The sequence below is a fragment of the Ferrovibrio terrae genome (genome assembly GCF_943372915.1).
Lineage (GTDB): Bacteria > Pseudomonadota > Alphaproteobacteria > Ferrovibrionales > Ferrovibrionaceae > Ferrovibrio > Ferrovibrio terrae_A.
Map to the genome: position 1 here is coordinate 203201 of NZ_CALSAN010000001.1, position 26570 is coordinate 229770.

Sequence of the window (26570 nt, forward strand, 5' to 3'; positions counted from 1 at the left end):
CCAAATAAATACTATACTACTGAAGGATATACGAAGCCCCGCGTTTCGGTTGAAATGACGTGAAGTCATTTCGACTAGAGACAATTTGGGGGACCGGAATGAAGAACCTGCGTCTGGCACCACGTCTGTGGTCCATCCTGATTATCGCTGTCATCGGCCTGATCCTGGTTGGCGCGCTCGGTCTCTACCGGTTGCACAGCAGTCTGATCGACGACCGCATGATCAAGACACGCAACCTGGCCGAGGTGGCGCACAGCCTGATGGTGCGCTACCACGCCCGCGCCCAGGCCGGCGAGCTGAGCGAGGCCGATGCCAAGCGCCTGGCGCTCGCCGATCTGGAAGTGCTGCGCTACGACGAAAAGGAATATTTCTGGGTCAACGACATGGCCCCGGTGATGGTGATGCATCCTTTCGCCAAGCAGCTGGTCGGCAAGGATCTCAGCGAGAACAAGGACCCCAACGGCAAGCGCCTGTTCGTCGAATTCGTCAATGTGGTGAAAAAGGACGGCAGTGGCTTTGTCGATTACCTGTGGCCGAAACCCGGCCTGCAGGATCCGGTGCCGAAGATTTCCTATGTGAAGGGCTTTGCGCCCTGGGGCTGGATCGTCGGCACCGGCATCTACATCGATGACGTCAACACCATCTTCAAGCAGCAGCTGATCGCCAATGGCAGCATCATCGGCGTGGTGGTTCTGCTGCTGGCCGGACTGGGCTGGATCATGATCCGCGGTATCAGCCATCCGCTGGGGCAATTGACGGCTGCGCTGGGTCGTCTCGCGCAGCGCGACTGGCAGGCGGATGTCATCGGCGGTGATCGCGGCGACGAGATTGGCGATATCGCCCGGGCGGTCAGCGCGTTGAAAGAGAACGGCATCGCGGGCGACAGGCTGCAGACCCAGATCGAGGCCGAGCGCCTGCGCAACGAGGAAACCCGCATCGCACAGGAAGCCTCGCTCGATCTCTCCATCGGCCAGGTGGTGGCCGCGGCTTCTGCTGGCGAGTTCGACCGCCGCATCGATACAACCGAGCTGAATGGCGTGATGGCCAAGGTGGGCCAGCAGATGAACGGCATGCTGGATACGCTGAGCAATGCGGTGGCCAATATCCAGACCACCGTGGCCGGGCTGGCCAAGGGCGATCTGCGCAGCCGCATGCAGGGTCGTTATCAGGGTGTGTTCGCCAGCCTGCAGACCGACCTGAATGCCATGGCCGAGACACTGACCGGCGTGGTGCAGAACATTGCAGTCGCCGCTGAAGCCCAGGGCAATGCTGCGGCCGAAATCTCGACCGGCAGCCAGGATCTGGCCGGCCGCACCGAGCAGCAGGCCGCCGCGCTGGAAGAAACGGCCGCATCGATGCATGAAGTGACCACGACGGTGAAGCAGAATGCCGACAACGCGCAGGCCGCCAACCAGCTGGCACTCGCCGCACGCGATACAGCCGAAAAGGGCGGCAGCGTGGTGAGCGATGCGGTGGCCGCAGTGACAAAGATCGAGGCGAGTGCGCAGAAGATCGCCGATATCGTGTCGCTGATCGACGAGATCGCCTTCCAGACCAACCTGCTCGCCTTGAATGCGAGCGTCGAAGCCGCCCGCGCCGGCGAGGCCGGCAAGGGCTTTGCCGTGGTGGCGCAGGAGGTGCGTGCGCTCGCGCAGCGCTCGGCCAATGCGTCGAAGGACATCAAGTCGCTGATCACGGAATCGAATGCGCAGGTGAAGACCGGCGCGGCCCTGGTGAACCAGACCGGTGCCTCGCTCACCGATATCGTCACCGCCATCAAGAAGGTGAGCGACATCGTCGCCGAGATCGCTGCCGCCAGCAAAGAACAGGCGATAGGTCTGGAAGAGGTGAATGTCGCCGTCGCCAATATGGACGAGATGACCCAGCGCAACGGCGCCCTGGTCGAGCAGACGTCGGCCTCGGCCCAGGCGCTGTCCGCCCAGGCCGGCGAACTGATCCAGCAGGTCGGCTTTTTCCGCACGACCTAATCCTTCGTGCAGCAAAAATAAGAGGTTAGCCGTAATCTACTAAATTATTGAATGATCGTTCCGGAATTGCTATAGAGCTGGCTATGGCAAGACCGAAAGCCTTCGATACCGAGGCCGCCCTGGTGCGGGCCATGGAGCTGTTCTGGGAACAGGGCTATGCCGCCACCTCGATGGAGCAGCTGGTCACCGCCATGGGGATCGGCCGCCAGAGCCTGTACGACACCTTCGGCGACAAGCACCGCCTGTTCATGGCCGCGATGGACAGCTATTGCGCCATGCTGGAAGCCGCGATGCTGAAGCCCCTGAAAGCGCCCGATGCGGGGCTGCAGGCTTTGCATGAGACCGGCATGGGGATCATCGATTTCCTGATCCAGTTCCCCAAGCGCCGCGCCTGCCTGATGGCCAACACGACGCTGGAGCTGGCGCCGCATGACGCCGCCGTGGCCACCAAAGTGCGCGCGCATATGGACAACATGGCCGCCGCCTTTCGCCATGCGCTGGGCAATGCCCGGGCGCGCGGTGAGATCGCCGCCAGTGCCGATGTCGATGCGCTGGCAAAATATCTTGTCGGCATGGCGCATGGCCTGATGGTGATGGCGAAAAGCGGCGCCGACCGCGACACGCTCACCGGCATCGCCATGACCGCCGTGCTGGCCCTGCAGCCCGCGCCCGAATTTCGCCCCGCCGCTTAAACACAGAGAAAAGGAACCACCATGACCACAGACCTGATGATGCTGATTGCCAGCGCGGTGCTCACCGTGCTGCTGGCACTGCCCTATTCCACCGGTTTCATGCTGACGCGCGGCCTTTATGTGATGGCCGGCAACCGCGAGGACTTCCCGCCCGGCAGCGGCTGGATCGGCCGCGCCCATCGCGCCCATCTCAACATGGTGGAAAACATCGTGCCCTTCGCCGTGCTGGTGCTGGCCGCGGCCGTCGCCGGCAAGGCCGATGCCTGGACCGCGCTGGGCGCACAGGTGTTCTTCTACAGCCGCGTGGCCCATGCGGTGGTGTACATCGCTGGCGTGCCGTGGGTACGCACCTTCGCCTGGATCGGTGGCGTGGTCGGCATGGCGATGGTGCTGTATGGCATCGTGACCTGACAGCAGACGGTGAAGCTGGCTAGTCCAGCTTCACCTTGCAGGTCTGGCCCACGGTGATGGTGGCGGCCTTGGCCGGCACCGAATGACGGCAGCGCAGACGGCGATTGGCGCTGTCGTAGATTTCCACGGTGATGCCCTCGGGCTTGCGCGGCTCGTAACAGTCGCGCTGGCCCGGCATCAGGTTGGGCTTCGCATAGATCGGCATCGGCGGACCGCCGGCCTGGATGCTGATCGGCGTCGAGCCTTCATTGGATACGCAGAAGGCCGCGGCCGGACCGGCAGAGCAGATGACGGCGAGAGCGAAGGCGAGCGTGGCGGGTTTCAGCATGGTGCGCAGCTTAGGCCCGAGTCCTGAAAGCGGGGTTAAGAGATGAGCATTCTCGACACCATCGGCAACACGCGGCTGATCCCGCTGCGCAATATGCTGTCGCCGAAAAGCGCCAGAATCCTGGTGAAACTGGAAGCCGAGAACCCGACTGGCAGCATGAAGGACCGCATGGCCCTGGCCATGGTGGAGGCCGCCGAGCGCGATGGCCGGCTGCAGCCGGGCGGCAGCGTGGTGGAATATACCGGCGGCAGCACCGGGGTCTCGCTCGCCTTCGTCTGCGCCGCCAAGCGGATTCCGCTGGAGCTGGTGACCTCAGAGATTTTCTCCCGAGAGAAGCGCGATCACATGCAAGCGCTGGGTGCCAGGCTCACACTGGTGCGGAGCCCGACCGGCGGTACGACCAAAGAATTGACACTGGAGATGATCGAGACGGCGCGGCGGATCGCGGCAGCCCGGCCCGGCAGCTTCTGGACCGACCAGTTCAACAATACCGACGTGCATCCCGGCTATGCGCGCATGGCCGACGAGATCTGGCAGCAGAGCGAAGGCGCAGTCGATGCCTTCGTGCACAGCGTCGGCACAGCAGGGTCGTTTCGCGGCGTGACCACGCGGCTGCGCATGCTGAATCCGCAGGTGCATGCGGTGGCGGTCGAGCCGGCGGAATCTGCCGTGCTGTCCGGCGGGCCGAGTGGCAGTCACAAGATCGAGGGCACCGGGCCGGGCTTCGTGCCGCCGCAATGGCGACCGGAGCTGGCCAGCGAGATCGCGCCGGTGTCGAGCGCTGATGCCATGGCGATGGCGCGGCGGCTGGCGCGCGAGGAAGGCATTTTCGCCGGCACCTCGACGGGTGCCAATCTGCTGGTGGCGCTGCGCGTCGCCGAACGACTGGGGCCGGACAGGACCGTGGTGACGATTGCCTGCGACAGCGGCATGAAATATCTCAGCACGGCGCTGTATGCCGCATAAGCAAAAACGCCGCCGGGATTGCTCCCGACGGCGTTTCCGCTTCCCTGGGCCCGGCCAATTGGGGCAGGCCGGAACCAGAAGTCCTGCGCGTTACGCGCGCTTGCCGGCCGCCTCCGCCGCCACCTTGTCGCTGAGCGGATGCTCCAGCCGCGCGATCATTTCCTTCGGGCAGACCTGCCAGAACTTGCTCTTCACCTGGTCCCAGTCGGCGAACAGGTTGTTGGCATAGATCGACTGCGTCTCGCGGATATGCTCCTCGATCAGGCCGCGCAGCACACCGTCCCAGTAGCTGGAGGCGATACGCTGATAGACCACGCTCTCGTCGTTGATGGCAATCGGCAGTTCATCCTCGGCATCGTAGACGAAGGCCATGCCGCCGGTCATGCCGGCGGCGAAGTTGTCGCCCACCTTGCCCAGGATGGCGATGCGGCCGCCGGTCATGTATTCGCAGCCATTCGAGCCGCAGCCCTCGATCACCGCCGTGGCACCCGAGTTGCGCACGGCAAAGCGCTCGCCGGCCTGGCCGGCCGCAAACAGCTTACCGCCGGTGGCGCCGTAGAGCACCGTGTTGCCGATGATGGTGTTTTCATTGGTCACCGGCATCAGCGGCGAGGCCGGCGACGGCCGCACCACGATCATGCCGCCCGAGAGACCCTTGCCGACATAGTCGTTGGCATCGCCGAAGACTTCGAGTTTGAGACCCTGCACGGCAAAGGCGCCGAGCGACTGGCCGGCCGAGCCGGTGAGCCGCACGGTGATATGGCCGGGCTTGAGACCCTTCATGCCGAACTTGCGCACCAGATGCGAGCTGAGCCGCGTGCCGATGGCACGATGGGTGTTCCGGATGTTGTAGGCGAGCTGCATCTTCTCGCCATGGCTGAACACCGGGGCGGCATCGCCCAGCATCTGCGCATCCAGCGTATCCGGCACCTCGTTGCGGCCTTCCAGCGTGCAGAAGCGCGCATGGTCGCCGCTGTCGGCCTGGGCCAGGATCGGGTTGAGATCCAGATCGTCGAGATGCGCGCCACCGCGGCTGACCTGGGTGAGCAGGTCGGTGCGGCCGATGATCTCGTCGATCGACTTCACGCCGAGGCTGGCGAGAATCTCGCGCACCTCTTCGGCGATGAAGCTGAACAGGTTGATCACCTTCTCCGGCGTGCCGGTGAATTTCTGCCGCAGCGCGTCGTTCTGCGTGCAGACGCCGACCGGGCAGGTGTTGGAATGGCACTGGCGCACCATGATGCAGCCCATCGCCACCAGGGCCGCCGTGCCGACGCCGTATTCCTCGGCGCCCAGCATGGCGGCGATGACGATGTCGCGGCCCGACTTCAGGCCACCGTCGGTGCGCAGCTTCACGCGATGCCGCAGCTTGTTCAGCGTCAGCACCTGGTTGACTTCACTCAGGCCCATTTCCCACGGCGTGCCGGCATACTTCACCGAAGTCTGCGGCGACGCACCGGTGCCGCCGACATGGCCGGACACCAGGATGACGTCGGCTTTAGCTTTCGCGACACCGGCGGCAATGGTGCCGATACCGGCTTCCGAGACCAGCTTGACGCAGACCTGGGCATCGGGGTTGATCTGCTTCAGGTCGTAGATCAGCTGTGCCAGATCCTCGATCGAATAGATGTCGTGATGCGGCGGCGGTGAGATCAGCATCACGCCCGGTGTCGCCAGACGACGCTTGGCGATCAGCTCTGTGACCTTGAAGCCGGGCAGCTGGCCGCCCTCGCCGGGCTTGGCGCCCTGGGCGACCTTGATTTCCAGCTCGCGGCAGTTGTTGAGATACTCCGCCGTCACGCCGAAGCGGCCCGAGGCCACCTGCTTGATCGCGGAATTAGCATTGTCGCCATTGGGGCGCGGCTTGAAGTTTTCCGGTGCCTCGCCGCCTTCGCCGGAATCCGACTTGGCGCCGATGCGGTTCATCGCAATGGTCAGCGTCTCATGGGCCTCGGGGCCGAGCGCGCCGAGCGACATGCCGGGCGTGATGAAACGCTTGCGGATCTCGGTGACCGATTCCACCTGCTCAATGGGGAGCGCGGCTGCGGCCGGCTTGATTTCCAGCAGGTCGCGCACCGAGATCGGCGGCAGTTCACGCAAACCAGCGGTATATTTCTTGAACAGCGCGTAATTCTCGCTGCCCACCGCCGTCTGCATCATGTGGATCAGGTTGGCTTCCCAGGCATGGGCCTCGCCGCCGCGCCGGTAGCGGTAGATGCCGCCAACAGGAAGCGCGGTGACATCGGCACGGAAGGCCTTCTCATGCAGCGCCAGAACCTTCTTCTGGATGCCGATCAGGCCGATACCGGAAATGCGCGACGGCATGCCGGGGAACAGATCGGCCACCAGCGAGCGCGACAGACCGAGCGCCTCGAAATTGTAGCCGCCGCGATAGGAGCTGATCACCGAGATGCCCATCTTGGACATGATCTTGAGCAGGCCGCCATCGACGGCTTCCTTGAAGCGGCCGATGGCCTCTTCCGCCGTCAGCTTGCCGAGCAGGCCGCGATTGACGCGGTCGACCAGGCAGGCTTCGGCCAGATAGGCGTTCACCGTGGTGGCGCCGACGCCGATCAGCACGGCGAAGTAATGCACATCCAGGCACTCGCCCGAGCGCACGGTCAATGATGTAAAGGTGCGCAGGCCCTGGCGCACCAGATGGCTGTGCACGGCACCGGTGGCGAGGATCATCGGGATGGCGGCGCGGGCGGCATTCATGCCCTCATCCGTCAGCACGATATGGGCGGCACCGCCGCGCACGGCATTCTCGGCCTCGGCGCGGATACGCTTCAGCGCATCGCGCAGGCCGGTATCGCTGGCGCCGGCCTCGACGGCAAAGGTGCAGTCGATCTTGGCCGTGCTCTTCTCGGCATATTTCAGCACCTTGCCGTAATCGGCATTCGACAGGCAGGGCGATTCCAGCAGCAGGATGGCGACCTGCTTGGCGTCTTCATCCAGCACGTTGGTCAGGTTGCCCATGCGGGTGCGCAGGCTCATCACGCGCTTTTCGCGCAAGGAGTCGATCGGCGGGTTGGTGACCTGGCTGAACTGCTGGCGGAAGAAATGATGCAGGCCGCGATACTGTTCCGACAGCACGGCGATCGGCGTGTCGTCACCCATCGAGCCGACGGCTTCCTTGGCGTCTTCCGCCATCGGATGCAGGATCAGCTCCATATCCTCCAGCGTCAGGCCAAAGGCCAGCTGCGACCGGCGCAGTTCATCCTTGGAGAAGCTCTTGGCGGTGGGTGCCGCATCCTTGATCTTGTCGAGCGTCAGGATGTTCTTGACCCACTCGCCATACGGATGCTCGCCGGCCAGCTTGTCCTTGATCTCGCGGTCGAGATAGAAGCGGCCCTTCTTCAGGTCGATGGCAATCATCTCGCCAGGACCGACGCGGCCCTTCTTCACCACCTTCTGCTCCGGCACCGGCACCATGCCGGTTTCCGAGCCGACAATCAGGAGATTGTCGGTGGTGACGGTGTAGCGGATCGGACGCAGGCCGTTGCGGTCGAGGCCGGCGACCGCCCAGCGGCCATCGGTGGCGCAGATCGCCGCCGGGCCGTCCCACGGCTCCATGATCGAATTGCAATAGGCATAGAGGTCGCGATGCGCCTGCGGCATCAGCGGCTTGTTCGAGGTCGGCTCCGGAATCAGGATGGTCTTCACCATCGGCGCATTGCGGCCGGCGCGCACCAGCACCTCGAAGACGCTGTCGAGCGCGGCGGAGTCGGACGAGCCCGACTGCACGATCGGCTTTATATCGTCTGAGAAATCGCCGAAGGCCTCAGAGGCCATCTTGATCTCGTGGCTCTTCATCCAGTTGACGTTGCCGCGCAGGGTGTTGATCTCGCCGTTATGGGCGAGCATGCGGAACGGCTGGGCCAGGCGCCAGGTCGGGAAGGTATTGGTGGAATAGCGCTGGTGATAGATGGCGAAGGTGGAGACGAACCGCTCGTCCTGCAGATCGGGATAGAAATAGTCGATCTGTTCGGCGAGGAACATGCCCTTGTAGATCAGCGAACGGCAGCTGAGCGAGCAGATGTAGAAGTCGCTGATATGGGCGGCCAGCACCAGCTTTTCGATGCGGCGGCGGATCAGGAACAGGTCGCGCTCGAAGGCGCCGTCATCCTTGGCCAGGCGGTTCTCGATCAGAACCTGCTCGATCTCGGGCCGCGTCGCATTGGCCTTCTCGCCGATGATGGTGGCATCCACCGGCACCTGGCGCCAGCCATAGATGCCGTAGCCGAAATCAAGGATCGCGGTCTCGACAATCGTGCGGCAGGTTTCCTGCGCCGACAGATCGGTCTTGGGCAGGAAGACCATGCCCAGACCCAGCTTGCCCTCGCCCGGCTCGAAGCCCGAGCGGCGCACATGCTCGCGGAAGAAATCCTGCGGGATCTGCAGATGGATACCGGCGCCGTCGCCGGTCTTGCCATCGGCATCGACCGCGCCGCGATGCCACAAAGCCTTCAGTGCGGTGATGCCGGCGGCGACAACACTGCGATGCGGCTGGCCGTCCAGCGAAGCAATCAGGCCGACGCCGCAGGCGTCATGCTCGTCCTCGCGGCGATACATGCCGGTATCCGACAGGCGCTTGGTCTCGTCCTGCCACTGCTCGACGTAGGTGTTCTGGATGTCGGTCATGGTGGACTCCTCCTTACTCGGCTGCGGCGGCAGCGGGCTGCGCCTTGGCCTGGATATACTGGTGGATCGCATCGGCGCAGTCGCGACCGTCGCGGATCGCCCATACCACCAGGCTGGCGCCGCGCACGATGTCGCCGGCGGCGAACACGCCGGGGATATTGGTCATCTTGCTGCGCGCCGAAATCTTCACGGTGCCCCAGCGTGTGACTTCCAGATGCGGCGCCTTGAAGGCCTGCGGCAGGTCTTCCGGATCGAAGCCCAGCGCCTTGATGACGATATCGGCCGGCTGGTCGAAATCGGAACCTGCGATTTCCACCGGCATCTGGCGGCCGGAAGCATCAGACGGGCCGAGCTTCATGCGGCCGGCATGCACGGCGGTGACCTTGCCCTCGCCACGGAAACTCTTGGGCAGAGAGAGCCAGGCGAATTCCACGCCCTCTTCCTCGGCATTCTTCACTTCGCGCATCGAGCCCGGCATATTGGCCTTGTCGCGGCGATACAGGCAGTGCACGGCGGTGGCGCCCTGGCGGATCGCCGTGCGCACGCAGTCCATCGCGGTGTCGCCGCCGCCGATCACGACGATCTTCTTGCCCGCTGCATTCAGCGTGCCGTTCTCAAACTCCGGCACCTTGTCGCCCAGGCCATGCTTGTTGCTGGCCGTGAGATAGGTCATCGCCGGCACGATATTGGAAAGGCCTGAGCCCGGCGCCTGGATGTCGCGTGCCTTGTACACGCCGGTGGCGATCAGAACGGCATCATGCTTCTTGCGCAGCTCGTCCAGCGTGGCATCGCGGCCGACCTCGAAATTCATGTGGAACTTCACGCCGGCGGCTTCGAGCAAGGCCGAGCGGCGCTCGACCACGCTCTTCTCAAGTTTGAAATTCGGGATGCCGTAGATCAGCAGGCCGCCGGGGCGGTCGTAGCGGTCATAGACATGCACCTGATAGCCGAGCCGGCGCAGCTTGTCGGCGGCGGCGAGACCAGCGGGACCTGCACCGACGATGCCGATGCTCTGGGCACGCTCGCCATTCACCGGCTTGGGCGCCTGCACCCAGCCCGACTCCCAGGCCTTCTCGGTGATGTATTTCTCGATCGAGCCGATGGTGACGGTGCCATGGCCCGACTGCTCGATCACGCAGTTGCCTTCGCACAGGCGATCCTGCGGGCAGATGCGGCCGCAGATCTCGGGAAACGTGTTGGTGGCCTGGCTCAGCTCATAGGCTTCTTCCAGCCGGCCCTCGGCCGTCATGCGCAGCCAGTCGGGGATGTTGTTGTGCAGCGGGCAATGCACCTGACAGAAGGGCACGCCGCATTGCGAGCAGCGCGAAGCCTGCTCGTTGGCCTTGGTGGCGGCGAATTCGCGGTAGATCTCGTCGAAGTCATGCGCGCGCTCCGAGGCGCTGCGCTTTTCCGGCATCGCCTGGGCGGTCTGTACGAACTTCAGCATCTTCTCGGCCATGGCGCGCTCCGCATGACCTGCCGGCTGGTCGAAAGGAAAAAAAGGGCGGCAGGTCGGGTCTTGGGGACAGAGACACCCCGGAGCGACAGGTTCCCGGCACCTTCAGGATGCAAAGAACTGTCGAACTGGGGCGGAGCGCAACTTTTATTGCCCAATGCCGCCGCAATCAAGCATAAAATCTCCGATAGGTCACATTTGTTGACCTTTTCGATTCTTGCGCAGGGGGTTTGTGGGCCTGCGAACGGGTTGCACCTGTCACATACCCCAGTATTAGGTCCGATATGGAACTATATAGTATTTAACCCCTTGATTCCGCGAATACCCTAGGGCGCTCAGCATTCAGGCAGGCTTGGCTGCCGGGCGCAGCCCGAACAGCGGCCTGAGCCAGCCGACCCGGCGCACCACCTCATATCCCGCCCAGCAGCCGGCCACGGTGGCGCCCACCAACAGCGCCGCCTCGGTGGCAGCCGAGAGGCCAAGGCCGCTGATCCGGTGGCCCAGCACCACGATGATGGTCTGGTGCAGGATATAGAAGGGGAAGATCGCATCGGTGAGATAGCGGCGGAGCGGCGTATCGAGGTTCAGATGGCGCCGGGCGAAGCCGAGCAGCATGACGATCCAGGCCCATTGATCCAGCGCCCAGATGAACGGCCGGACGCGGCCGCCTGAATCGGTGAGCACGGCCCAGACCATGACGGCATAGACCGTCACGGCCAGCGCCAGCGCGAGCCAGCGCAGGCGTTCGAGGCTGAGCCAGATGCCCTCCTGCCGCGCGATGCCATAGCCGAACAGGAACAGCGACAGATACAGCGCATGCAGATACCAGTCGTCGACCAGCGCATGGGTCTCGCCGAAGACCGGCCGCAGTAGCAGGCGCAGCGTACCGATCAGCAGCGGCGGCACCAGCAGCAGCGCCATCGGCTGGCGCAACGCGGCGGCAACACCGCACAGCGGCAGCGCATGCAACAGCGGCCGCAGCGCAATCACGATCATGGTGTAGACCCAGAGATAGGCAACGAACCACAGGTGATTCCAGGTCGGCACGATCAGCGGCTTGCCATCGACGCGCCAGCCGCCATGGAAGCCGATATATTTGCCATAGAAGGCAAGCACACCGTCGCTGTAGCCGAGCTTCTCGACGATCTCGGCATAGGTCTGTGGCGGCACGATCACCAGCATGCCGAACAAAAGCGGCAGCAGCAGGCGCAGGCTGCGCAGCCGGGCCATGCGGCCCCGCGCCATTTTATCCGCCATGAACCGCGTGGCACAGCCGGCGATCAGGAACAGCAGCGCCAGCCGCCAGGGGCTGGTCAGCAGCATCAGCGGCTGCAGGCCGGGTCCGGCATGGCTGCTTTTGACATGCCAGGGCCAGGCGACGAAAAACATGCCGATGTGATAGAAAATCAGCAGCCCGAAGGCGATGATGCGCAACCAGTCGAGATCGCAACGCCGTGCATCCTTGTGCAACCCAGTCTCTGACATGAATCCTCTCGCCCATACCGTCACCAGCCCTCAATGCCTGGGATGACGGCGGACACCAAGACCGATGGGATGAGCGGCGGGTCGGCTGTGACGAGCGGCGGGCCGGATCGCGCCACCGCGGAATACATCGGTTTTTCGCGCCGGTTGTGGCTCGGCTATGGCATGGCCCTGATCCTGGCGGCGGCGCTGGGTGCGTCCTCCTTCTGGATCGAGGACACCCGCAACGGCATCGCCGCGCCGGCCTGGTGCTATGCCGTCACCGAGGCAACCAGCGTCGTGATGCTGTTTGTCCTTACGCCCCTGCTGCTGCGCCTGACCGCCCGGCTCGACCCGCGCCGGATCGGCTGGCCGCGCACCCTGCTGGGGCATCTGGCTGGCTTCGCGCTCGGCAGTGCGGCGCATATCGCCGGCATGGTGGCGCTCCGCCTGCTGCTGTTTCCGCTGTTCGGCCGCAGCTACAGCTTTGGCACGCCCGGCCATCTCGGCCTGCAGCTGGTGTATGAAATCCGCAAGGATGCGGTGATCTATCTCGGCCTGGTCGCACTGCTCTGGCTGGTCGCCCGCGCGCGGCGCCGGGCGCAGGTCACGGTGATCGTGCAGCCGGCCACCGCATCCTCGGCGGCGCGGCTGGAAATCCGCGATGGCGCGCGGCGCATCTGGGTCGATCCAGCCGAGATTCTATGGGCCGAGGCGGCGGGCAACTATGTCGAGCTGCATCTGGCCGGCGCCAGCCATCTGCAGCGGCAGACATTGGCGGCCCTGGAGCAGCAGCTGGCCGATCATGATTTCGTGCGCATCCATCGCTCGCGCCTGGTCAACCGCCGTCATGTGCGCAGCGTGGCCGGCAATGACAGCGGCGATTTCACCGTGATATTGGCCGATGGACGTCAGCTAGCCGGCGGCCGGCGCTGGCGCGACGCGCTGCTGTCGTCCTAGCTGAAGCGCGGCTCGAATTTGCCGCCGCCGCGGCGGTAGCGATAGAGATAGGTCTCGATCACGCCTTCCACCGGGGTGGGCTGGCTGACGCCGAGATCCTTCAGGCCCTTCGCGCCTTCGGTCACCACATTGTCGGCTTTCAGCAGCTCGATCTGGTCGCGCGTGATCGGCGGCGCGAACAGCGGCTGCAGCTCGAGCGCAAAGGCCAGCGGCTTGAGCGCGAAACCCGGCACTGGCACGAGAAGCCGCTTCTTGTGGATGGTGTCGAGCGTCAGCTGCATGATCTCTTTCATGCTGTAGACCTTCGGCCCGCCCAGTTCATAGGTCTGGCCGGCCGCCGCATCATCCAGTGCCGCCTGCACGACAGCGGCACCGACATCGCCGGCATAGACCGGCTGCAGTTTCGTATGGCCGCCATCGACCAGCGGCAGCGCCGGGGCAAAGGCCGCCAGGGCTGCGAAGCGGTTGAAGAAATCGTCTTCCGGGCCGAACACCACGCTGGGGCGGATGATGGTGGCCTGCGGCATGTGCCGGCGCACGCCAGCCTCGCCGGCCGCCTTGCTCTGCGCGTAGCGCGAGCCGCTGGCGGCATCGGCGCCGATGGCGGAAAGGTGCACCATCTTTTTCACGCCGGCTTCCTTGGCGCAGAGCGCGATCACCTCGGCACCGCGCGCCTGCACGGCGGCGAATTTCTGCGCGCCGCCCTCATGCAGGATGCCGACGCAGTTGATGACGATATCGGCGCCCTTGACGGCGGCCTGCACCGACATCGGCATGCGGATATTGGCCTGCACGATGTCGATCTGGCCCACCGCGCCCATCGGCTTGAGGAACAGGCCCTCTTCCGGGCGGCGGATGGCGACGCGCACCCGGGCGCCCTGCTGGGCCAGCTTCTGCACGACATACCGGCCGATAAAGCCGGAGCCGCCGAAAACGGTGACGAGCTGGTTGCGCAGCGACAGCTGGGTCATTGGGGGCACCCCTGCAGACAAAAGTAGTTTCTCTGGCCCGGACTATAGCGATTTTGCCGTCCCGGCCAATAGTTTGCGATGCCGCAGGGGGTGGTCTATCGTCGGCCGATGGGCGCCGGATTCCCCACTGTTGTCATGGGCCTGCTGATCGGCACCGTGTATTTCCTGCCCAGCCTGCTGGCCTGGCGGCGCCAGCATCCATGGCGGCAGAAGATCATGCTGGCCAACCTGGTGGTCGGCTGGACCGTGATCGGCTGGGCGGTCTGCATGGGCCTGGCCCTCAGCCGGCCCAAGGGTGACGCGCCCTAGCTGCGGCCGAGCCGGCGGGCATTGGCCGCCGCCACCCGCTGCACCGGCGCCAGCATCGCGCTGCCGGATCGAGTCCAGGCGCCGCCCATCAGCATGGCCTGGCTCTGCCAGCGCGGCAGCCAGGCCTGCATGAAATCGACCTGCGCCCCGAAAACCGCCGCCGGCGTGCGGGCATCCGACATCACGCCCGCCACACGCGCCATGCGGAACGCCTCTGCCACCGCAAAGCCGGCCAGGCGCATGCTCATCAGCATCGTGTGCTGCATCACCGCCATGCCCGACACTGTCGCGGCACCGAGCTTTTCCGGCACCATGCGGCTGACTTCGGCATGATCGCCGGTGGCGACCAGTGCCAGGCGCCGGCCTACCACCTGCGCGGATGTGACCCCCAGCGCCGCTGTCTTGATTGCTACGCTGCGCAGGGCAGCGGCGTTGCGGCGGGCGGTTTTTGTCTGCTTCATCGGGATTCCTTCGGGTGAGAACACTGTCTGTCCCAACAGCAACTCCCCAGCCGCCAGTTAGTGCCATAGATGCGTTCACACATCCGGTATAAGCTGGCCATCCATGGGCAAAGCTTTAAAACTGCCGCTTGGCTGCGGCTATTGAGAGCCCCGTCTATTGCCGGCGCCAGCGCAGCGACCAGACGATCACCGCCACCGGCACGGCCAAGCCGAGCCAAGACAGCAGATCGTACAGACCATCATCCAGCAGGGCCGCGACAAGACCGACCAGGCTGAAAATCGCAATGGCAAGGGGCGCGGCGAAGATCGCACGCAGCGACTGCGGCCTTATCCTTGTCATGCGGAGATCGCAACCGGATGGCGGCGGGCGAGCCAGAGATACAGCCCGCTGCCGAGAATGACGATGGCGACAATATCGAGCACGGCCCACAGAATCTTGAGCGGCAAGCCACCGTAATCGCCGAAATGCAGCGGCTGCGACAGCTTGAGCACCAGCATGTACCAGGGCATGCGACGGATCGCCGTCAGTTCGCCGGTCTGCGCATCGACCAGCGCCGGGGTCAGCAGCCGTTCAGTGGCCGGTGTGGCGCCGCGCAGCCAGACGGCATAATGATGGTTGCTGCTGAAACGGACGCCGGGGAAGGCGACGAATTGTGGCCGCGTGCCTGGCGCCGCATCCATCGCGGTGCGCACGGCCTGCTCCAGCGAGGCCAGCTGCGTCGGTACCGGCTTGTCCCGGTAGGGCGCCACCATGTCGGCCAGTTCGTTGGCCCGCCACACATCCACCAGCGGCTTGGACAGCGTGTTGATCACGCCGGTGAGCCCCACCACCGAGAGCCAGAGCAGAGTGACGATGCCGAGCATGTTATGCGCATCGATCCATTTCACCCGCCGGCTCCGCGACACCCGGATGGCGCCGAAGCGCAGCCGCCGCATGAAGGGCGCATAGACCACCACGCCAGAAACGATGGCGATGAACATCAGAAAGCCCATGAAGCCGAGGAAGAGTTCGCCCGGCAGACCCGCAAACATGTCGACATGCAGCCGCAGGATGATGTGCATGATGCCATCGTCGACGATCTGCCCGATTACCAGAGCCTGGCGCAGGTCGATCGGCGAGAGATGCATCTGCTGTCGCACCGCCTTCACATGCGGCCCGGTGGTAACATTCACCACCGGCTGGTCGCGGTTGAAGCTCATATAGAGCGGCTGCTCGCCCGGAAAGGCGGCGACCGCAGCGGCAACTGCCTCGTCCAGACTGCGCAGCGGCGTCTCCGCCGGCAGGTCGGCAAGCTTCAGATCATCCTCGAACAGCGCGTCGATCTCGTCGTGGAAGATCAGCGGCAAGCCGGTGATGCAGAGCAGCAGCATGAAGGCCGTGCAGACCAGGCTGGTCCATTTATGGACCAGATACCAGACCCGGATGCTGCGGCTCGTCATGCGCGGCACAGACCGGTCAGAAGTCGACCGTCGCCGACAGGCGCGCCGTCAGCGGCCGGCCCTGCGTCAAGTAGCCGCCATTGGCCGAGGCCCAGTAGTCCTTGTTGGCAAGATTTTCGACGAACAGGCGAAAGGTCACCGGCTGCTGGTGGATCTCGGTGGCATAGCGCGCGCCGGCATCCAGACGGAGCCAATCTGGGATTTCCTGGCTGTTGGAGGCATTGAGATACTGCGTCGCCGTGTAGAGCAGGCGCCCGCTGAGTGCGAGGCCCTTCACACCTGGTACATCCCAGTCGAGGCCGAGATTGCCCTGATACTGCGGCACGCCGATCGCATGGCGACCGTCGTTGGTGTTGTTGGCGGTGTTGGTCTGGATCGCCTCGGTGACGGTGACGCCGCCAAGAACGCGCAGGCCATCGATCGCTTCGCCATAGAAACTGAACTCGACACCCTGGTTGCGCTGCTCGCCCTCAACCTTGAAGCGGTTGTTCTCCGTCAGGCTGAGCGGCTGTTCGGTCTGGAACACTGCCGCGCCGAAGCCCAGCTTGCCGCTGTCGTATTTCACGCCGGCTTCATACTGCGTCGAGATATAGGGCGGAAACACCTCGCCGGCGTTGGTGATGCCAGTGCCCGACGCGACCGGGCCCTGGGCCAAGCCTTCAATACGGTTGACATATATCGCAACACTCGGCACCGGTTTGTAGACTAGGCCAATCACCGGCGACAGTGCACGCTCGCTGATGCTGCTGGTCTGCGGGCCGGCGCGATTGTAGTTCTGGGTGCGCAGCTGCTGTTCGCGCAGGCCAAGCGTCAGCAGGACCGAATCCTCGAAGAAACCGAGCGTGTCGGAGATGAAGAAGCTGGTGAAGGTAGTCTCGCTAACCTTCGGCGGCGTGTTGAAACCGCCTGCCGAGATGCTGCTGTTCACCGGACGCAACAGTGTCTGATCGGCATAAATGTTGGTGGCCTGCGCGGCACCGGACGAAAACGCGTTGCGGTTGATGTTGTGCACCGCGGCAGCGCCCAGGCTGATCTTGTGCCGCACTTCGCCAGTGATGTATTCGCCGTTCATGCCGATGGTGCCGCTTTCGGCGCTGTCCTCACGCGGCACGGTAAGCCGCGACGCGGTCGATGCGCCGGTATTACCATTGGTCACCGTCTGCGAACTATAGTCGCCGTCTTCGCGCATCTGGCGAGCACCGATCACGGCATAGACCGTGGTGTTCGCTGTCACGTCGTGCTCGGCGCGCAACTGGGCCGAGGTGTCGGTCAGATCGGAATAGGACCAGGTCTGGCCATAATTATGCGTGGAATCCGGTACGCGGGGCACGACGGTCGTCGCATTCACGTTCACGACAGGACGACCCTGGTCGATACGCTGGCGCTGGCTGGACATATCGAGCGTAACACGCGTGTCGTCGCCGCGGAAATCGAAGCCGAGCGAGCCCATCGTGGTGGAGCGCTGCTCATGCTCAATCGAGGTCTCGCCTTCGCGATGGGCGGCATTGATGCGCAGGCCCAATGCATTGTCGCGACCGAAGCGGCGGCCCATGTCGATATGACCGCCGGCATGGCTTTCCGGCGTGAAGTTGCCGGTGATGCTGGTCAATGGCGTGTCGGCAGCACGCTTGGGCACCAGGTTGATACTGCCGCCGATGCCGGTGCCACCCGGCGGTACCCCGTTCAGGAAGGCCGTGGCGCCGCGCAGCACTTCCACGCGTTCATACATTTCAGTGCTGACGATCTGACGCGGAGCCATGCCATAGAGGCCATCGACCGAGAGATCATCACCGGCGAGCTGGAAGCCACGGATGACGAACAGCTCGGAGTAATTGCCGAAGCCATAGCCAGTGCGCACGGCGGGATCGTTGGCCAGCACTTCGCCGATCGTGGTGGCGCCCTGATCGCGGATCGTCTGCGACGTGTAACTGGTCATGGAGAACGGCACATCCATGGCATCCTGGTTGCCCAGCACACCAACGCGGCCGCCACGCGCCACCTGGCCGCCGGCATATTCGGGCGGCAGGCTGCCGATGGTGGCCGTCAGCGGCGCGGCGTGCTGTCCTTCCACCACCACCGGCGGCAGCACGGCAGCGCCGCTGCCTTGCGGCGGACGGTCGAGCACCACGCTGCGGGAATCGGTGAACCGCGCGATCAGTCCCGTGCTGCCGAGCAACTGGCGCAGCGCCTCGCGCGGCGTGGCACTGCCGCGCAGACCGGGACTCTGCAACCCGGCAAGCGTGGCCTGATCGACCGCCACCTGGTAACCTGACTGGATGCCGAAAGCGGTGAGCGCGCTGCTGAGTGCCTGTGCCGGAATGTCGAAACTCATGCGTGCTTCGGATGGTGCCGCCGCCTGCGCCATGGCCTGCGATGCGATCACGACCGGTGTGCAGAGCGCTGCTGCCAGCAGCGCCGAGCCGAGCAGCCGCCCAGCCTTATCCTTGCGCCCGTTCACCGATATCCGGCTGCACCGGTCGGCTGCCGTCCCGCCTGATTGCATTACGCCCAATCCCCCAACGCCTGTATTTCGGTTTGCGAATAACTGTCACTTGCACTTACCGAAAGGACGAAGGTCGGCCGGGACCATCTCAGACTTTTTTCAGTTTTTCCGGGGTGACGGATTTATATCATATAAAACAATAAGATAAGGTGAGTATTGCACGACCCTGGCGCCATAGGGGCCGGCCAGGGCCTGCAGGGCACGGGGGGCGTCCCGCAGATCGAAGACACCGGTGACCTTGTGGTCCAGCAGGTTCGCGTCCGGGGTCAGGATCACACCGCGATGATGGCGGCGGATGGCACTGACCACATCACCAAGGGCTGCATCCTGCACGGCAAGCCGCCCGCTGCGCCAGGCGGCAATGGCGGCACGGTCGATGGCATCGATATGCGCGGCACCGCTTTTGAGGTCGATCTCAAGTCGTTCGCCCGGACTGAGCGCGACCGCATCATGCATACCATGCCGCACAGTCACCGCGCCCTCGGCGACCGCGACTGTATAACTGCGCTCGGTCATGCCGACGGTGAAGGCCGTGCCGGTGACCGTGACGGTGAGATCGCCGGCGCGCACCACGAAGGGCCGCGCCGCATCCGGCGTGACGGCAAAGTGGGCCTCGCCGCGCCGCAGTGTAATGTTGCGCCGCGCGGCATCGACGGCAGCATCCACCGCACTGCTGGCATCGAGTACAATGGTTGAACCATCGCTGAGCGCCACATCGCGCGACTGTCCTGTGCCGGTGCTGTAATCGGCGCCAAACCCGGTGAAGTCCGGCCAGATCAATGCAAGGCCGAGGCAGGCGGCAAGAAGAGCCATAGCGGCAAGCGAGCGGGTCATGCGGCGCGGTTCCGGCTGCGGCGGCGCAAGCACTGATATGGCCATCGCATCGCATTCAGCCGCCAGGCTCCAGCCCCGCTGCGCCAGCAACCAGGCATCGGCATGCCGCGCATCTTCCGCGAGCCAGGCATCGAAACCGACCTGCAGAGCCTCATTCTGCGGGGCAGCGCGCAGGCGGAAATGCCACTCGGCAGCAGCCTGCAGCAGTGCCTCGGGGAGGGCATCATCAAGAGGGGGCATGGTCATGGCTGGCATAGGCGGTTTTCGGACGCGTGTTCCTCAAGAACTAAGACGAAGCATGGGGCGTTTCATCTCAGGGTTTCCGTCGCGGGCCCTGCAGGCGCCGCATGATTTCCACCAGCGCGGCCTGTGCCAGCCGATGCGCCGTCGCCGACGAAACGCCGAGCCTGGCGCCGATCTGTTGGAAACTGAGACCGCCGAATCGCTGCAACTCGAAAGCCTGGCGCATCGGCAATGGCAGGTCGGCCAGCACGGCGGCCACGATGCGCAGATCCTCGCGATGCTGCAGCTCTTCCTCGGGCGAGGACTGCACACGCGCCGGATCGCTCAACACCGCATGGCTGCTGTCGCGCCGCGTTTCGGCCGCTCCGCGGCGCATCCAGTCAAAGGCCAGATTGCGCACAATACGATAGAGATATGGCAGCGGCTTTTCCGCTATCGGCGCGGCGCTGTCCGGATCGCGGGGCACGAAGCGGAAATAGGCTTCCTGGACGATATCCTCGGCCTGGGCCCGGCTGCCGCCAGCCAATGGCGTGGCGTAATCCACCAGCGCCGACCGGTGGGTCAGGTAAAGCTTCAGCCTGTCGTGATCGTGTTGCAAACCGCCGCATCCGCCCGCATTAGATGCGAACGATTATCAAAATACGCCGGGGATTGCTACTGTCGTCCGTATAGAACCGGACAGCCGTCCGGCTGGGTCGTGAGCCTAGGCCGCCATGGCATCGTCGTTCCGCACCCGAGGCAGCCGGGGCAAATAGCCAACCGCGGCATCGATCGTCGCGGTGAAGCGCAGGCCCCGGAAGGCATAGGCGATCAGATCGACTTCGGCATCCTCGCCATCGTACCAGGGGCCGACGATGTGGATCGCATGCCGCTGCTGCGACAGTCCAACCTCCGCAATCATGCGCATGGTCAGCGTCAATGCCGAGGTCGTAGAGTGTCTCTCGTCGATCTGCTGATAGGGAATCATGAGATTGGTTTTCATGCGGCCCTCGAACGCCAGGAGCTGGTGTTCGAAACGCCGATCGGAGGTCACCTCGCCATAAGCATCGTCTTTCAGCCAGCAGGCCGTTTTGCCACGAAAACAGATGAGAGTCTCAACCAGCCGCGCCCGCAGCAGGACGGCATCCTGCAGACCAAACCGCTTCTCGGCGGCCTGCATCATGCGGCCGAGCCCCACCAGAACCAGCACGGACGATTGCAGTGGCATCACTCTCTTCTCCGCTTCGCAACCGGAAGCCAGCGGCTTCCGCAGGCAATCCCTGGGGACAATTCCAAGCGGGGAGATTAGGGGCCGGTGCGCGGGCGGGCGAATTATAAACCAATAATTTCAATAGATTACAGTTTTGTAATCGACCGGGCATATTCAAATATCAACCTGACGGTCAGGCTCCGCTGCTGGTACTGATTCACCGCCGCCAGATGAGATCAAAAGTAGAAATAAGGCGGGCAGAGATTGGAAATGCCAGAACGCCAGCACATCCTGATCGTGGATGACGATCCACGCATACGCGAGGTGGTCGGCAGCGCCATTGGCACTGTCGGGTATCGCTATACCGAAGTCGGCAGCGGCGAGGAAGCCCTGCGCGTGATCGGCAAAGAGAATGTCGATCTGGTCATTCTCGATCTGTCGATGCCGGGCATGAGTGGACTGACGGCACTGCAGGCCATGCGGCAGCAGGCCAAATTCCCCATCATCATTCTCTCGGGCCACGAAGATCGCGACCGCAAGATCGAGACCTTCGTTGCCGGCGCCGATGATTACATCATCAAGCCGTTCGATCCCGCCGAGCTGGCCGCGCGCGTCTTCGCAGCCTTGAGGCGCAGCACGGCCACGCACAAGCCGCAGCATAACGAGGATTTCTACTTCGATCGCGCGCGCGCGCAGATCTGGCACATGGACAAGCCACTGCGGCTCTCGGCGATGGAGTTTCGCCTGCTCGGCATGCTGCTCGATCACGGCGGACAGACACTGCCCTTCGAGACCATCGTCAATGAGTTGTGGGGCCGGGACGACACCCAGACCCGCGCCGCCCTGCGCGTACTGATCTGGCGACTGCGAAAAAAGATCGAAGCGCAGCCCGACGACCCCAGCCGCCTGCTGACCGAAGAGACCGGCTATCGGATGCGATTGGAAAACGCTCAGACCTCCACCGAAGAGGCCGCATCCTAACGCATTGATTTTACTGGACCCGTCCCTTGTGGATAATGTTCATTTGACGACACAAAATGTTCATGTGATGGTCATTTGAACGAAATAAGCGGCTGGCAATGTTCAAATGAACATGACGAGCCGCACGGGACAGGAAACACCAATGGGCGCCGGATTACCGGCCGACGACCGCGCGCGGGCGATCATCGATCTCGTGCGTGGCCAGGGCTACCAGACCATCGAGGCGCTGGCGGCCCAGTTCGGCAAGACCACCCAGACCATCCGCCGCGATGTGAACCTGCTGTGCGATCGCGGGCTGCTGCGCCGCAAGCATGGCGGTGTCGAACTGCCGCCCGAAGACGAGAATCTCGCCTATCCCGCGCGCCAGGTGCTGAACATCGAGGCCAAGCGCCGCATCGCCGAACTGGTGGCGCGCAACGTGCCTGACAATGCGACGCTGTTCTTCGGCATCGGCACCACGCCCGAGCAATGCGCGCTGGCGCTGAGCGATCATCCGGGCCTGCGGGTGATGACCAACAACCTGAATGTGGCGATGGCGCTGACGCGCAATCCCTCCTGCGAGATCACCATTGCCGGCGGGCGCCTGCGCAACCTGGACCGTGATGTCGTCGCCGCCGAAGCGCGGGATTTCTTCAGCCGCTTCTCCGTCGATATCGGCATCTATGGCGTCGGCGCCGTCGCCGAGGACGGCACGCTGCTGGATTTCGGTCTCGACGAGGTCGAGATGCGCCGCAGCCTGGCACAGCACTGCCGCCAGCGTTTCCTGGTGCTCGACCATTCCAAATTCGGCCGCGACGCCACCGTGCGCGGCGGCCATATCACCGAGGCCACGGCTGTCTTCACCGACAGGCCGGTGCCTCCCGCCATTGCCGGACAGTTGAAAGAAGCCGGCATCCGTCTCGTCGTCTGGTCTGACGACGCCACCCACACTGCATCATCCAACGGGAGAGGCTGACCATGTTTAAACGTATCCTACTGGCGACTGCGCTGGGCATCGCCGCACTCGGCAGCATTGCCGACGCATCGGCGCAGCAGCGCGCGATCTGCTACAACTGCCCGCCGGAATGGGCCGACTGGGGTTCGCAGCTGAAGGCGATCCAGTCCAAGCTCGGCATCACCGTGCCGGCGGATAACAAGAATTCCGGCCAGGCCATCGCGGCGCTGATCGCCGAGAAGGCCAACCCGGTCGCCGATGTCACCTATCTGGGCGGCATCGCCGCCGATCCGGCCAAGGATGCCGGCGTGCTGACGCCCTACAAGCCGAAGAACTGGGATAAGATCCCCGCCGACCTGAAGGATGCCGATGGCAACTGGTTCACCATCCATTCAGGCACGCTCGGCTTCTTCGTCAACAAGCAGGCGCTGGGCAACAAGCCGGTGCCGCAGAGCTGGGCCGACCTGCTGAAGCCCGATTACAAGGGCCTGGTCGGCTATCTCGATCCCACCTCGGCGGCCGTCGGCCAGCTGGGCGTGATGGCGGTCAATCTCGCCATGGGCGGCACTTACGAGAATCTCGATCCGGCGATCAAATATTTCAAGGATCTGGCCAAGAACCAGCCGATCGTGCCGAAGCAGACCAGCTATGCCCGCGTGATCTCGGGTGAGATTCCGATCCTGCTGGATTACGACTTCAACGCCTATCGCGGCCAGTATACCGACAAGGCGCCGGTGCAGTTCGTGATCCCCAAGGAAGGCAGCGTGGTCTTCCCCTATGTGATGGGCCTGGTCAACAAGGGGCCGAATGCCGAGAGCGGCAAGAAGGTGCTGGATTTCGTGCTGTCGGATGAAAGCCAGGCGATGTGGGGCAATGCCTATCTGCGCCCGGTCTTCGCCCAGCATCTGTCGGCCGAAGCCAAGGCAAAGTTCCTGCCCGATGCCGATTATGCCCGCGCCAAGCCGATCGACCTGAAGAAGCTGGCCGCCGCGCAGGCCAAGATCGTCGAGCGCTACAAGAACGAAGTGAACTGAGACAAGAAACGTCTGGCGGAGCGGCATCAGGCTGCTCCGCCATTTTTTACCGCGGGGAAACGGCACGCAACCATGCGCCGGGAAACACAACGACTGATTCTGCTGCTGCTGCCGGCCGGGATTTTCTTCGCCGGCTTTTTCCTCATTCCGATGGCCGAGCTGTTCGTCATCGGCGGCAGCGGCAAGACCGGCTGGAGCGCCTATGCCGCGATCCTGACCGACAAGAACTATTTCAACAGCCTGCTCGCCACTCTGGGCGTCGCCTCGGCCACCACGGTGGTGACGCTGATCATCAGCGGCATTTCCGGCGTGTTCCTGCAGCGCCATAAATTTCCCGGCAATGCCGCGCTGGTGGCGATGCTGACCTTTCCGCTCGCCTTTCCTGGTGTCGTCATCGGCTTCATGGTCATCATGCTAGCCGGCCGCCAGGGCCTGATCGGCCAGATCACCGAGTTCGTCAGCGGCGACAAGGTGGTGTTCGCCTATTCGATGGCCGGACTGTTCATGGGCTATGTCTATTTCTCGGTGCCGCGCACTATCCTTACCGTGATGGCGGCGGCCGAAAAGCTCGACCCCAAGCTGGAAGAGGCGGCGCGCTCGCTGGGTGCCTCGCCGCTGCGCGTGGTGCGCGATGTGATCATCCCGGGGCTGAAGCCCGCCTTCATCTCGGCCGGGGCGATCTGCTTCGCCACTGCCGTCGGCGCTTTCGGCACGGCGTTCACGCTGGCCACCCGCATCAACGTGCTGCCGATGGTGATCTACACCGAGTTCACGCTGTCGGCGAACATCGCCATGGCGGCTGCGCTCAGCTTCGTGCTCGGCGCCGTCACCTGGGTGGTGCTGGCGATTGCGCGCACGGCGGCGGGTTCCACCGTCGCGGCAGCCGGCTGAGGAGCGCGCCATGAAAAACAAATGGCTCTTCACCCTGCAGCTCGGCTTCACCTTGCTGGTCTGCGCCTTCCTGATCGTGCCGGTGATCCTCTCCATCCTGGCGGGCCTGACGGTGAACTATCTCGTCGGCATCGAAAGCGGACTCACCTTGCGCTGGGTCTATGCCGTGTGGGACGGCTATCGCGACACCATCTTCCTCTCCATCGGCCTGTCGCTGGCCTGCCTGGTGGTGACGCTGATCATCGGCATCCCCACCGCCTATGTTCTGGCCAAGCGCCAGAGCGGCCTGACGCGCGCCATCGAGGAGCTGCTGGTGATGCCAGTGGCCGTGCCGGGCCTGGCCACCGCGCTGGCGCTGATCGTCACCTATGGCAGCCTGTCGGGCTTCCGCACCAGCTGGGCCTTCATCCTGGTGGGCCATGTGTTGTTCACCCTGCCTTTCATGGTGCGCAGCGTGCTGGCCGTGCTGATGGCAATCGATTTGAAGACACTGGAAGAGGGTGCCGCCTCGCTGGGCGCCGGCTTCATCGACCGCTTCCGCGATATCGTGCTGCCCAACTGTCGCACCGGGATTCTCGCCGGTTCGCTGATGGTGGTGACGCTGTCGATGGGCGAGTTCAACATGACCTGGCTGCTGCACACGCCGTTCAACAAGACGCTGCCGGTGGGTCTTGCCGATGCCTATGCCTCACTGCGGCTGGAGATCGGCAGCGCCTATACGCTGGTCTTCTTCCTGATGATCGTGCCGCTGCTGCTGGCCCTGCAGGCCTTCGCGCAGCCACGCCAGACCAAATTCGTTGCCGAGGACGACCACCATGACTGACAAGAACAAGCCGCTGTCGATTGCGCTGGAGAACTGCGCCAAGACCTTTGCCGATGGCACCCGGGCGCTGGAGCCGCTCAATCTCTCGATCAATGCCGGCGAGACCATCGTCTTCCTCGGCCCCTCGGGCTGCGGCAAGACCACGACGCTGCGGATCATCGCCGGCCTGGAAGAGCCCGATGCCGGCGGCCGCGTGCTGTTCGATGGTGAGGACATCACGTCGTTGCCGATCGAGAAGCGCAATGTCGGCATGGTGTTCCAGTCCTACGCGCTGTTCCCCAATATGAGCGTGGCGGAAAATATCGGCTACGGCCTGAAGATCCGCGGCGAATCATCCGCCGATCTGCGCACCCGCGTCGGCGAGATGCTTGGCATGATGCGGATCGAGAAACTGGCCGACCGCCGCATCGACCAGCTGTCGGGCGGCCAGCGCCAGCGCGTGGCCCTGGCGCGCGCGCTCGCCGTACGGCCGCGCGCCCTGCTGCTGGACGAACCGCTGACCGCGCTGGATGCCAAGCTGCGCGACACCCTGCGGCTGGAAATCGACACCCTGCTGCGCCGGCTGAACATCACCGCCATCTATGTGACCCATGACCAGGCCGAGGCGATGGCGCTGGGCGACCGCATCGTGGTGATGGAACATGGCCGCGTGGCGCAGATCGGCAATCCGCGCGACATCTACCAGAAGCCGGCGACGCGCTTCGTCGCCGAGTTCATCGGCACCATGAACCGCCTGAACGGCGCCGTGCGCAACGGCGTGTTCACCTGCCGCGCCGGCGACATGCCCTGGGCCACCGCACCCGCCGATGTCAGCGAGGTGCTGTTCCGCCCCGAGGATATCCATGTTACGGACTCGGCCGAGGCCAGCAGCCTGCGCGGCACCGTGGCCGCCGCCTTCTATCTGGGCGACCGCACCCGGCTGTTCGTCGAGGTGGGCGAGACCCAGCCGCTGGTGGTGGAAAGCACGGCACGGCGCGACTTTGCCCATGGTGAAACCGTCGGGCTGCAGATCGATCCGCGCGGCCTGCTGGTGTTGTAAGCGTAAGGAGTG

The 26570-nt window shown here is 64.1% G+C and carries 24 protein-coding genes; 12 read left to right on the forward strand and 12 right to left on the reverse strand.

Annotated elements, in window-relative coordinates; all coding sequences use genetic code 11:
• The first annotated feature begins 98 nt into the window (after positions 1 to 98).
• From AAG821_RS01040 to AAG821_RS01050, 3 genes are all read left to right on the forward strand, one after another.
• On the forward strand, positions 99 to 1988 hold the full coding sequence (locus AAG821_RS01040; RefSeq protein WP_341908870.1) for a methyl-accepting chemotaxis protein: 1890 nt from the start codon (positions 99 to 101) through the stop codon (positions 1986 to 1988).
• A gap of 83 nt (positions 1989 to 2071) precedes the next feature.
• Positions 2072 to 2680: a TetR/AcrR family transcriptional regulator gene (locus AAG821_RS01045; RefSeq protein WP_341908868.1), complete on the forward strand. Its 609-nt coding sequence runs from the start codon at positions 2072 to 2074 to the stop codon at positions 2678 to 2680.
• 21 nt (positions 2681 to 2701) lie between these two features.
• Positions 2702 to 3091 carry an MAPEG family protein gene (locus tag AAG821_RS01050; protein WP_341908867.1) on the forward strand — a complete coding sequence of 130 codons (390 nt, stop codon included), beginning with the start codon at positions 2702 to 2704 and terminating at the stop codon, positions 3089 to 3091.
• A gap of 19 nt (positions 3092 to 3110) precedes the next feature.
• Here the strand turns inward: AAG821_RS01050 and AAG821_RS01055 are convergent, their stop codons facing one another.
• Entirely contained in the window at positions 3111 to 3419 is a 309-nt protein-coding gene (locus tag AAG821_RS01055; protein ID WP_341908866.1) for a hypothetical protein, read from the reverse strand.
• 42 nt (positions 3420 to 3461) lie between these two features.
• Here AAG821_RS01055 and AAG821_RS01060 point away from each other — a divergent pair, with 42 nt between their 5' ends.
• The gene (locus AAG821_RS01060; RefSeq protein WP_341908864.1) at positions 3462 to 4385 is read left to right on the forward strand and encodes a cysteine synthase family protein; all 924 of its coding nucleotides are present in this window, start codon (positions 3462 to 3464) and stop codon (positions 4383 to 4385) included.
• Positions 4386 to 4475: 90 nt separating this feature from the next.
• On the opposite strand, the gene gltB is transcribed toward AAG821_RS01060, so the two are convergent.
• The 3 genes from gltB to AAG821_RS01075 form a co-directional block, all read right to left on the reverse strand.
• Positions 4476 to 8960 (reverse strand): glutamate synthase large subunit, encoded by a 4485-nt coding sequence (gene gltB, locus AAG821_RS01065; RefSeq protein ID WP_341909237.1) that lies wholly within the window; start codon positions 8958 to 8960, stop codon positions 4476 to 4478.
• 82 nt (positions 8961 to 9042) lie between these two features.
• Positions 9043 to 10488: an NAD(P)-dependent oxidoreductase gene (locus AAG821_RS01070; protein WP_341908862.1), complete on the reverse strand. Its 1446-nt coding sequence runs from the start codon at positions 10486 to 10488 to the stop codon at positions 9043 to 9045.
• Between the two features lie 339 nt (positions 10489 to 10827).
• Positions 10828 to 11970, reverse strand: a complete 1143-nt coding sequence (locus AAG821_RS01075; protein WP_341908860.1) for an acyltransferase family protein — start codon at positions 11968 to 11970, stop codon at positions 10828 to 10830.
• 69 nt (positions 11971 to 12039) lie between these two features.
• On the opposite strand from AAG821_RS01075, the gene AAG821_RS01080 reads away from it, so the two are divergent.
• Entirely contained in the window at positions 12040 to 12906 is an 867-nt protein-coding gene (locus AAG821_RS01080; protein WP_341908858.1) for a LytTR family DNA-binding domain-containing protein, read from the forward strand.
• Here AAG821_RS01080 and AAG821_RS01085 read toward each other — a convergent pair.
• Positions 12903 to 13877: a complex I NDUFA9 subunit family protein gene (locus tag AAG821_RS01085; protein ID WP_341908856.1), complete on the reverse strand. Its 975-nt coding sequence runs from the start codon at positions 13875 to 13877 to the stop codon at positions 12903 to 12905. The genes AAG821_RS01080 and AAG821_RS01085 overlap by 4 nt on opposite strands.
• A 78-nt stretch (positions 13878 to 13955) precedes the next feature.
• Between AAG821_RS01085 and AAG821_RS01090 the strand changes: the two genes are divergently transcribed.
• Complete coding sequence (locus AAG821_RS01090; RefSeq protein ID WP_341908854.1) at positions 13956 to 14186, forward strand: superinfection immunity protein; 231 nt, start codon at positions 13956 to 13958, stop codon at positions 14184 to 14186.
• On the opposite strand, the gene AAG821_RS01095 is transcribed toward AAG821_RS01090, so the two are convergent.
• The 7 genes from AAG821_RS01095 to AAG821_RS01125 all read right to left on the reverse strand — a co-directional run bounded on the left by AAG821_RS01095 (position 14183) and on the right by AAG821_RS01125 (position 20874).
• Positions 14183 to 14647 (reverse strand): hypothetical protein, encoded by a 465-nt coding sequence (locus tag AAG821_RS01095; protein WP_341908852.1) that lies wholly within the window; start codon positions 14645 to 14647, stop codon positions 14183 to 14185. The genes AAG821_RS01090 and AAG821_RS01095 overlap by 4 nt on opposite strands.
• 154 nt (positions 14648 to 14801) lie before the next feature.
• A complete protein-coding gene (locus AAG821_RS01100; protein WP_341908851.1) occupies positions 14802 to 14987 on the reverse strand; it encodes a hypothetical protein in 186 nt (61 codons plus the stop codon).
• On the reverse strand, positions 14984 to 16087 hold the full coding sequence (locus AAG821_RS01105) for a PepSY-associated TM helix domain-containing protein (protein WP_341908849.1): 1104 nt from the start codon (positions 16085 to 16087) through the stop codon (positions 14984 to 14986). Before AAG821_RS01105 ends, AAG821_RS01100 begins: the two co-directional genes overlap by 4 nt.
• 16 nt (positions 16088 to 16103) lie before the next feature.
• Positions 16104 to 18545, reverse strand: a complete 2442-nt coding sequence (locus tag AAG821_RS01110) for a TonB-dependent receptor (RefSeq protein ID WP_341908847.1) — start codon at positions 18543 to 18545, stop codon at positions 16104 to 16106.
• A 144-nt stretch (positions 18546 to 18689) separates the two neighbouring features.
• Entirely contained in the window at positions 18690 to 19670 is a 981-nt protein-coding gene (locus AAG821_RS01115; RefSeq protein ID WP_341908846.1) for a FecR domain-containing protein, read from the reverse strand.
• Positions 19671 to 19737: 67 nt separating this feature from the next.
• Positions 19738 to 20265 carry an RNA polymerase sigma factor gene (locus tag AAG821_RS01120; RefSeq protein ID WP_341908844.1) on the reverse strand — a complete coding sequence of 176 codons (528 nt, stop codon included), beginning with the start codon at positions 20263 to 20265 and terminating at the stop codon, positions 19738 to 19740.
• A 105-nt stretch (positions 20266 to 20370) separates the two neighbouring features.
• Entirely contained in the window at positions 20371 to 20874 is a 504-nt protein-coding gene (locus AAG821_RS01125; protein WP_341908842.1) for a hypothetical protein, read from the reverse strand.
• A gap of 252 nt (positions 20875 to 21126) precedes the next feature.
• Here AAG821_RS01125 and AAG821_RS01130 point away from each other — a divergent pair, with 252 nt between their 5' ends.
• From AAG821_RS01130 to AAG821_RS01155, 6 genes are all read left to right on the forward strand, one after another.
• A complete protein-coding gene (locus AAG821_RS01130; RefSeq protein ID WP_341908840.1) occupies positions 21127 to 21837 on the forward strand; it encodes a response regulator transcription factor in 711 nt (236 codons plus the stop codon).
• 142 nt (positions 21838 to 21979) lie between these two features.
• Positions 21980 to 22792: a DeoR/GlpR family DNA-binding transcription regulator gene (locus AAG821_RS01135; RefSeq protein ID WP_341908838.1), complete on the forward strand. Its 813-nt coding sequence runs from the start codon at positions 21980 to 21982 to the stop codon at positions 22790 to 22792.
• A gap of 2 nt (positions 22793 to 22794) precedes the next feature.
• The gene (locus tag AAG821_RS01140; protein WP_341908836.1) at positions 22795 to 23805 is read left to right on the forward strand and encodes an extracellular solute-binding protein; all 1011 of its coding nucleotides are present in this window, start codon (positions 22795 to 22797) and stop codon (positions 23803 to 23805) included.
• A 72-nt stretch (positions 23806 to 23877) separates the two neighbouring features.
• Positions 23878 to 24696 carry an ABC transporter permease gene (locus AAG821_RS01145; protein ID WP_341908834.1) on the forward strand — a complete coding sequence of 273 codons (819 nt, stop codon included), beginning with the start codon at positions 23878 to 23880 and terminating at the stop codon, positions 24694 to 24696.
• 10 nt (positions 24697 to 24706) lie between these two features.
• Entirely contained in the window at positions 24707 to 25519 is an 813-nt protein-coding gene (locus AAG821_RS01150; RefSeq protein WP_341908833.1) for an ABC transporter permease subunit, read from the forward strand.
• The gene (locus tag AAG821_RS01155; RefSeq protein ID WP_341908830.1) at positions 25512 to 26558 is read left to right on the forward strand and encodes an ABC transporter ATP-binding protein; all 1047 of its coding nucleotides are present in this window, start codon (positions 25512 to 25514) and stop codon (positions 26556 to 26558) included. The genes AAG821_RS01150 and AAG821_RS01155 overlap by 8 nt, the downstream gene beginning before the upstream one ends.
• Positions 26559 to 26570: the final 12 nt, after the last annotated feature.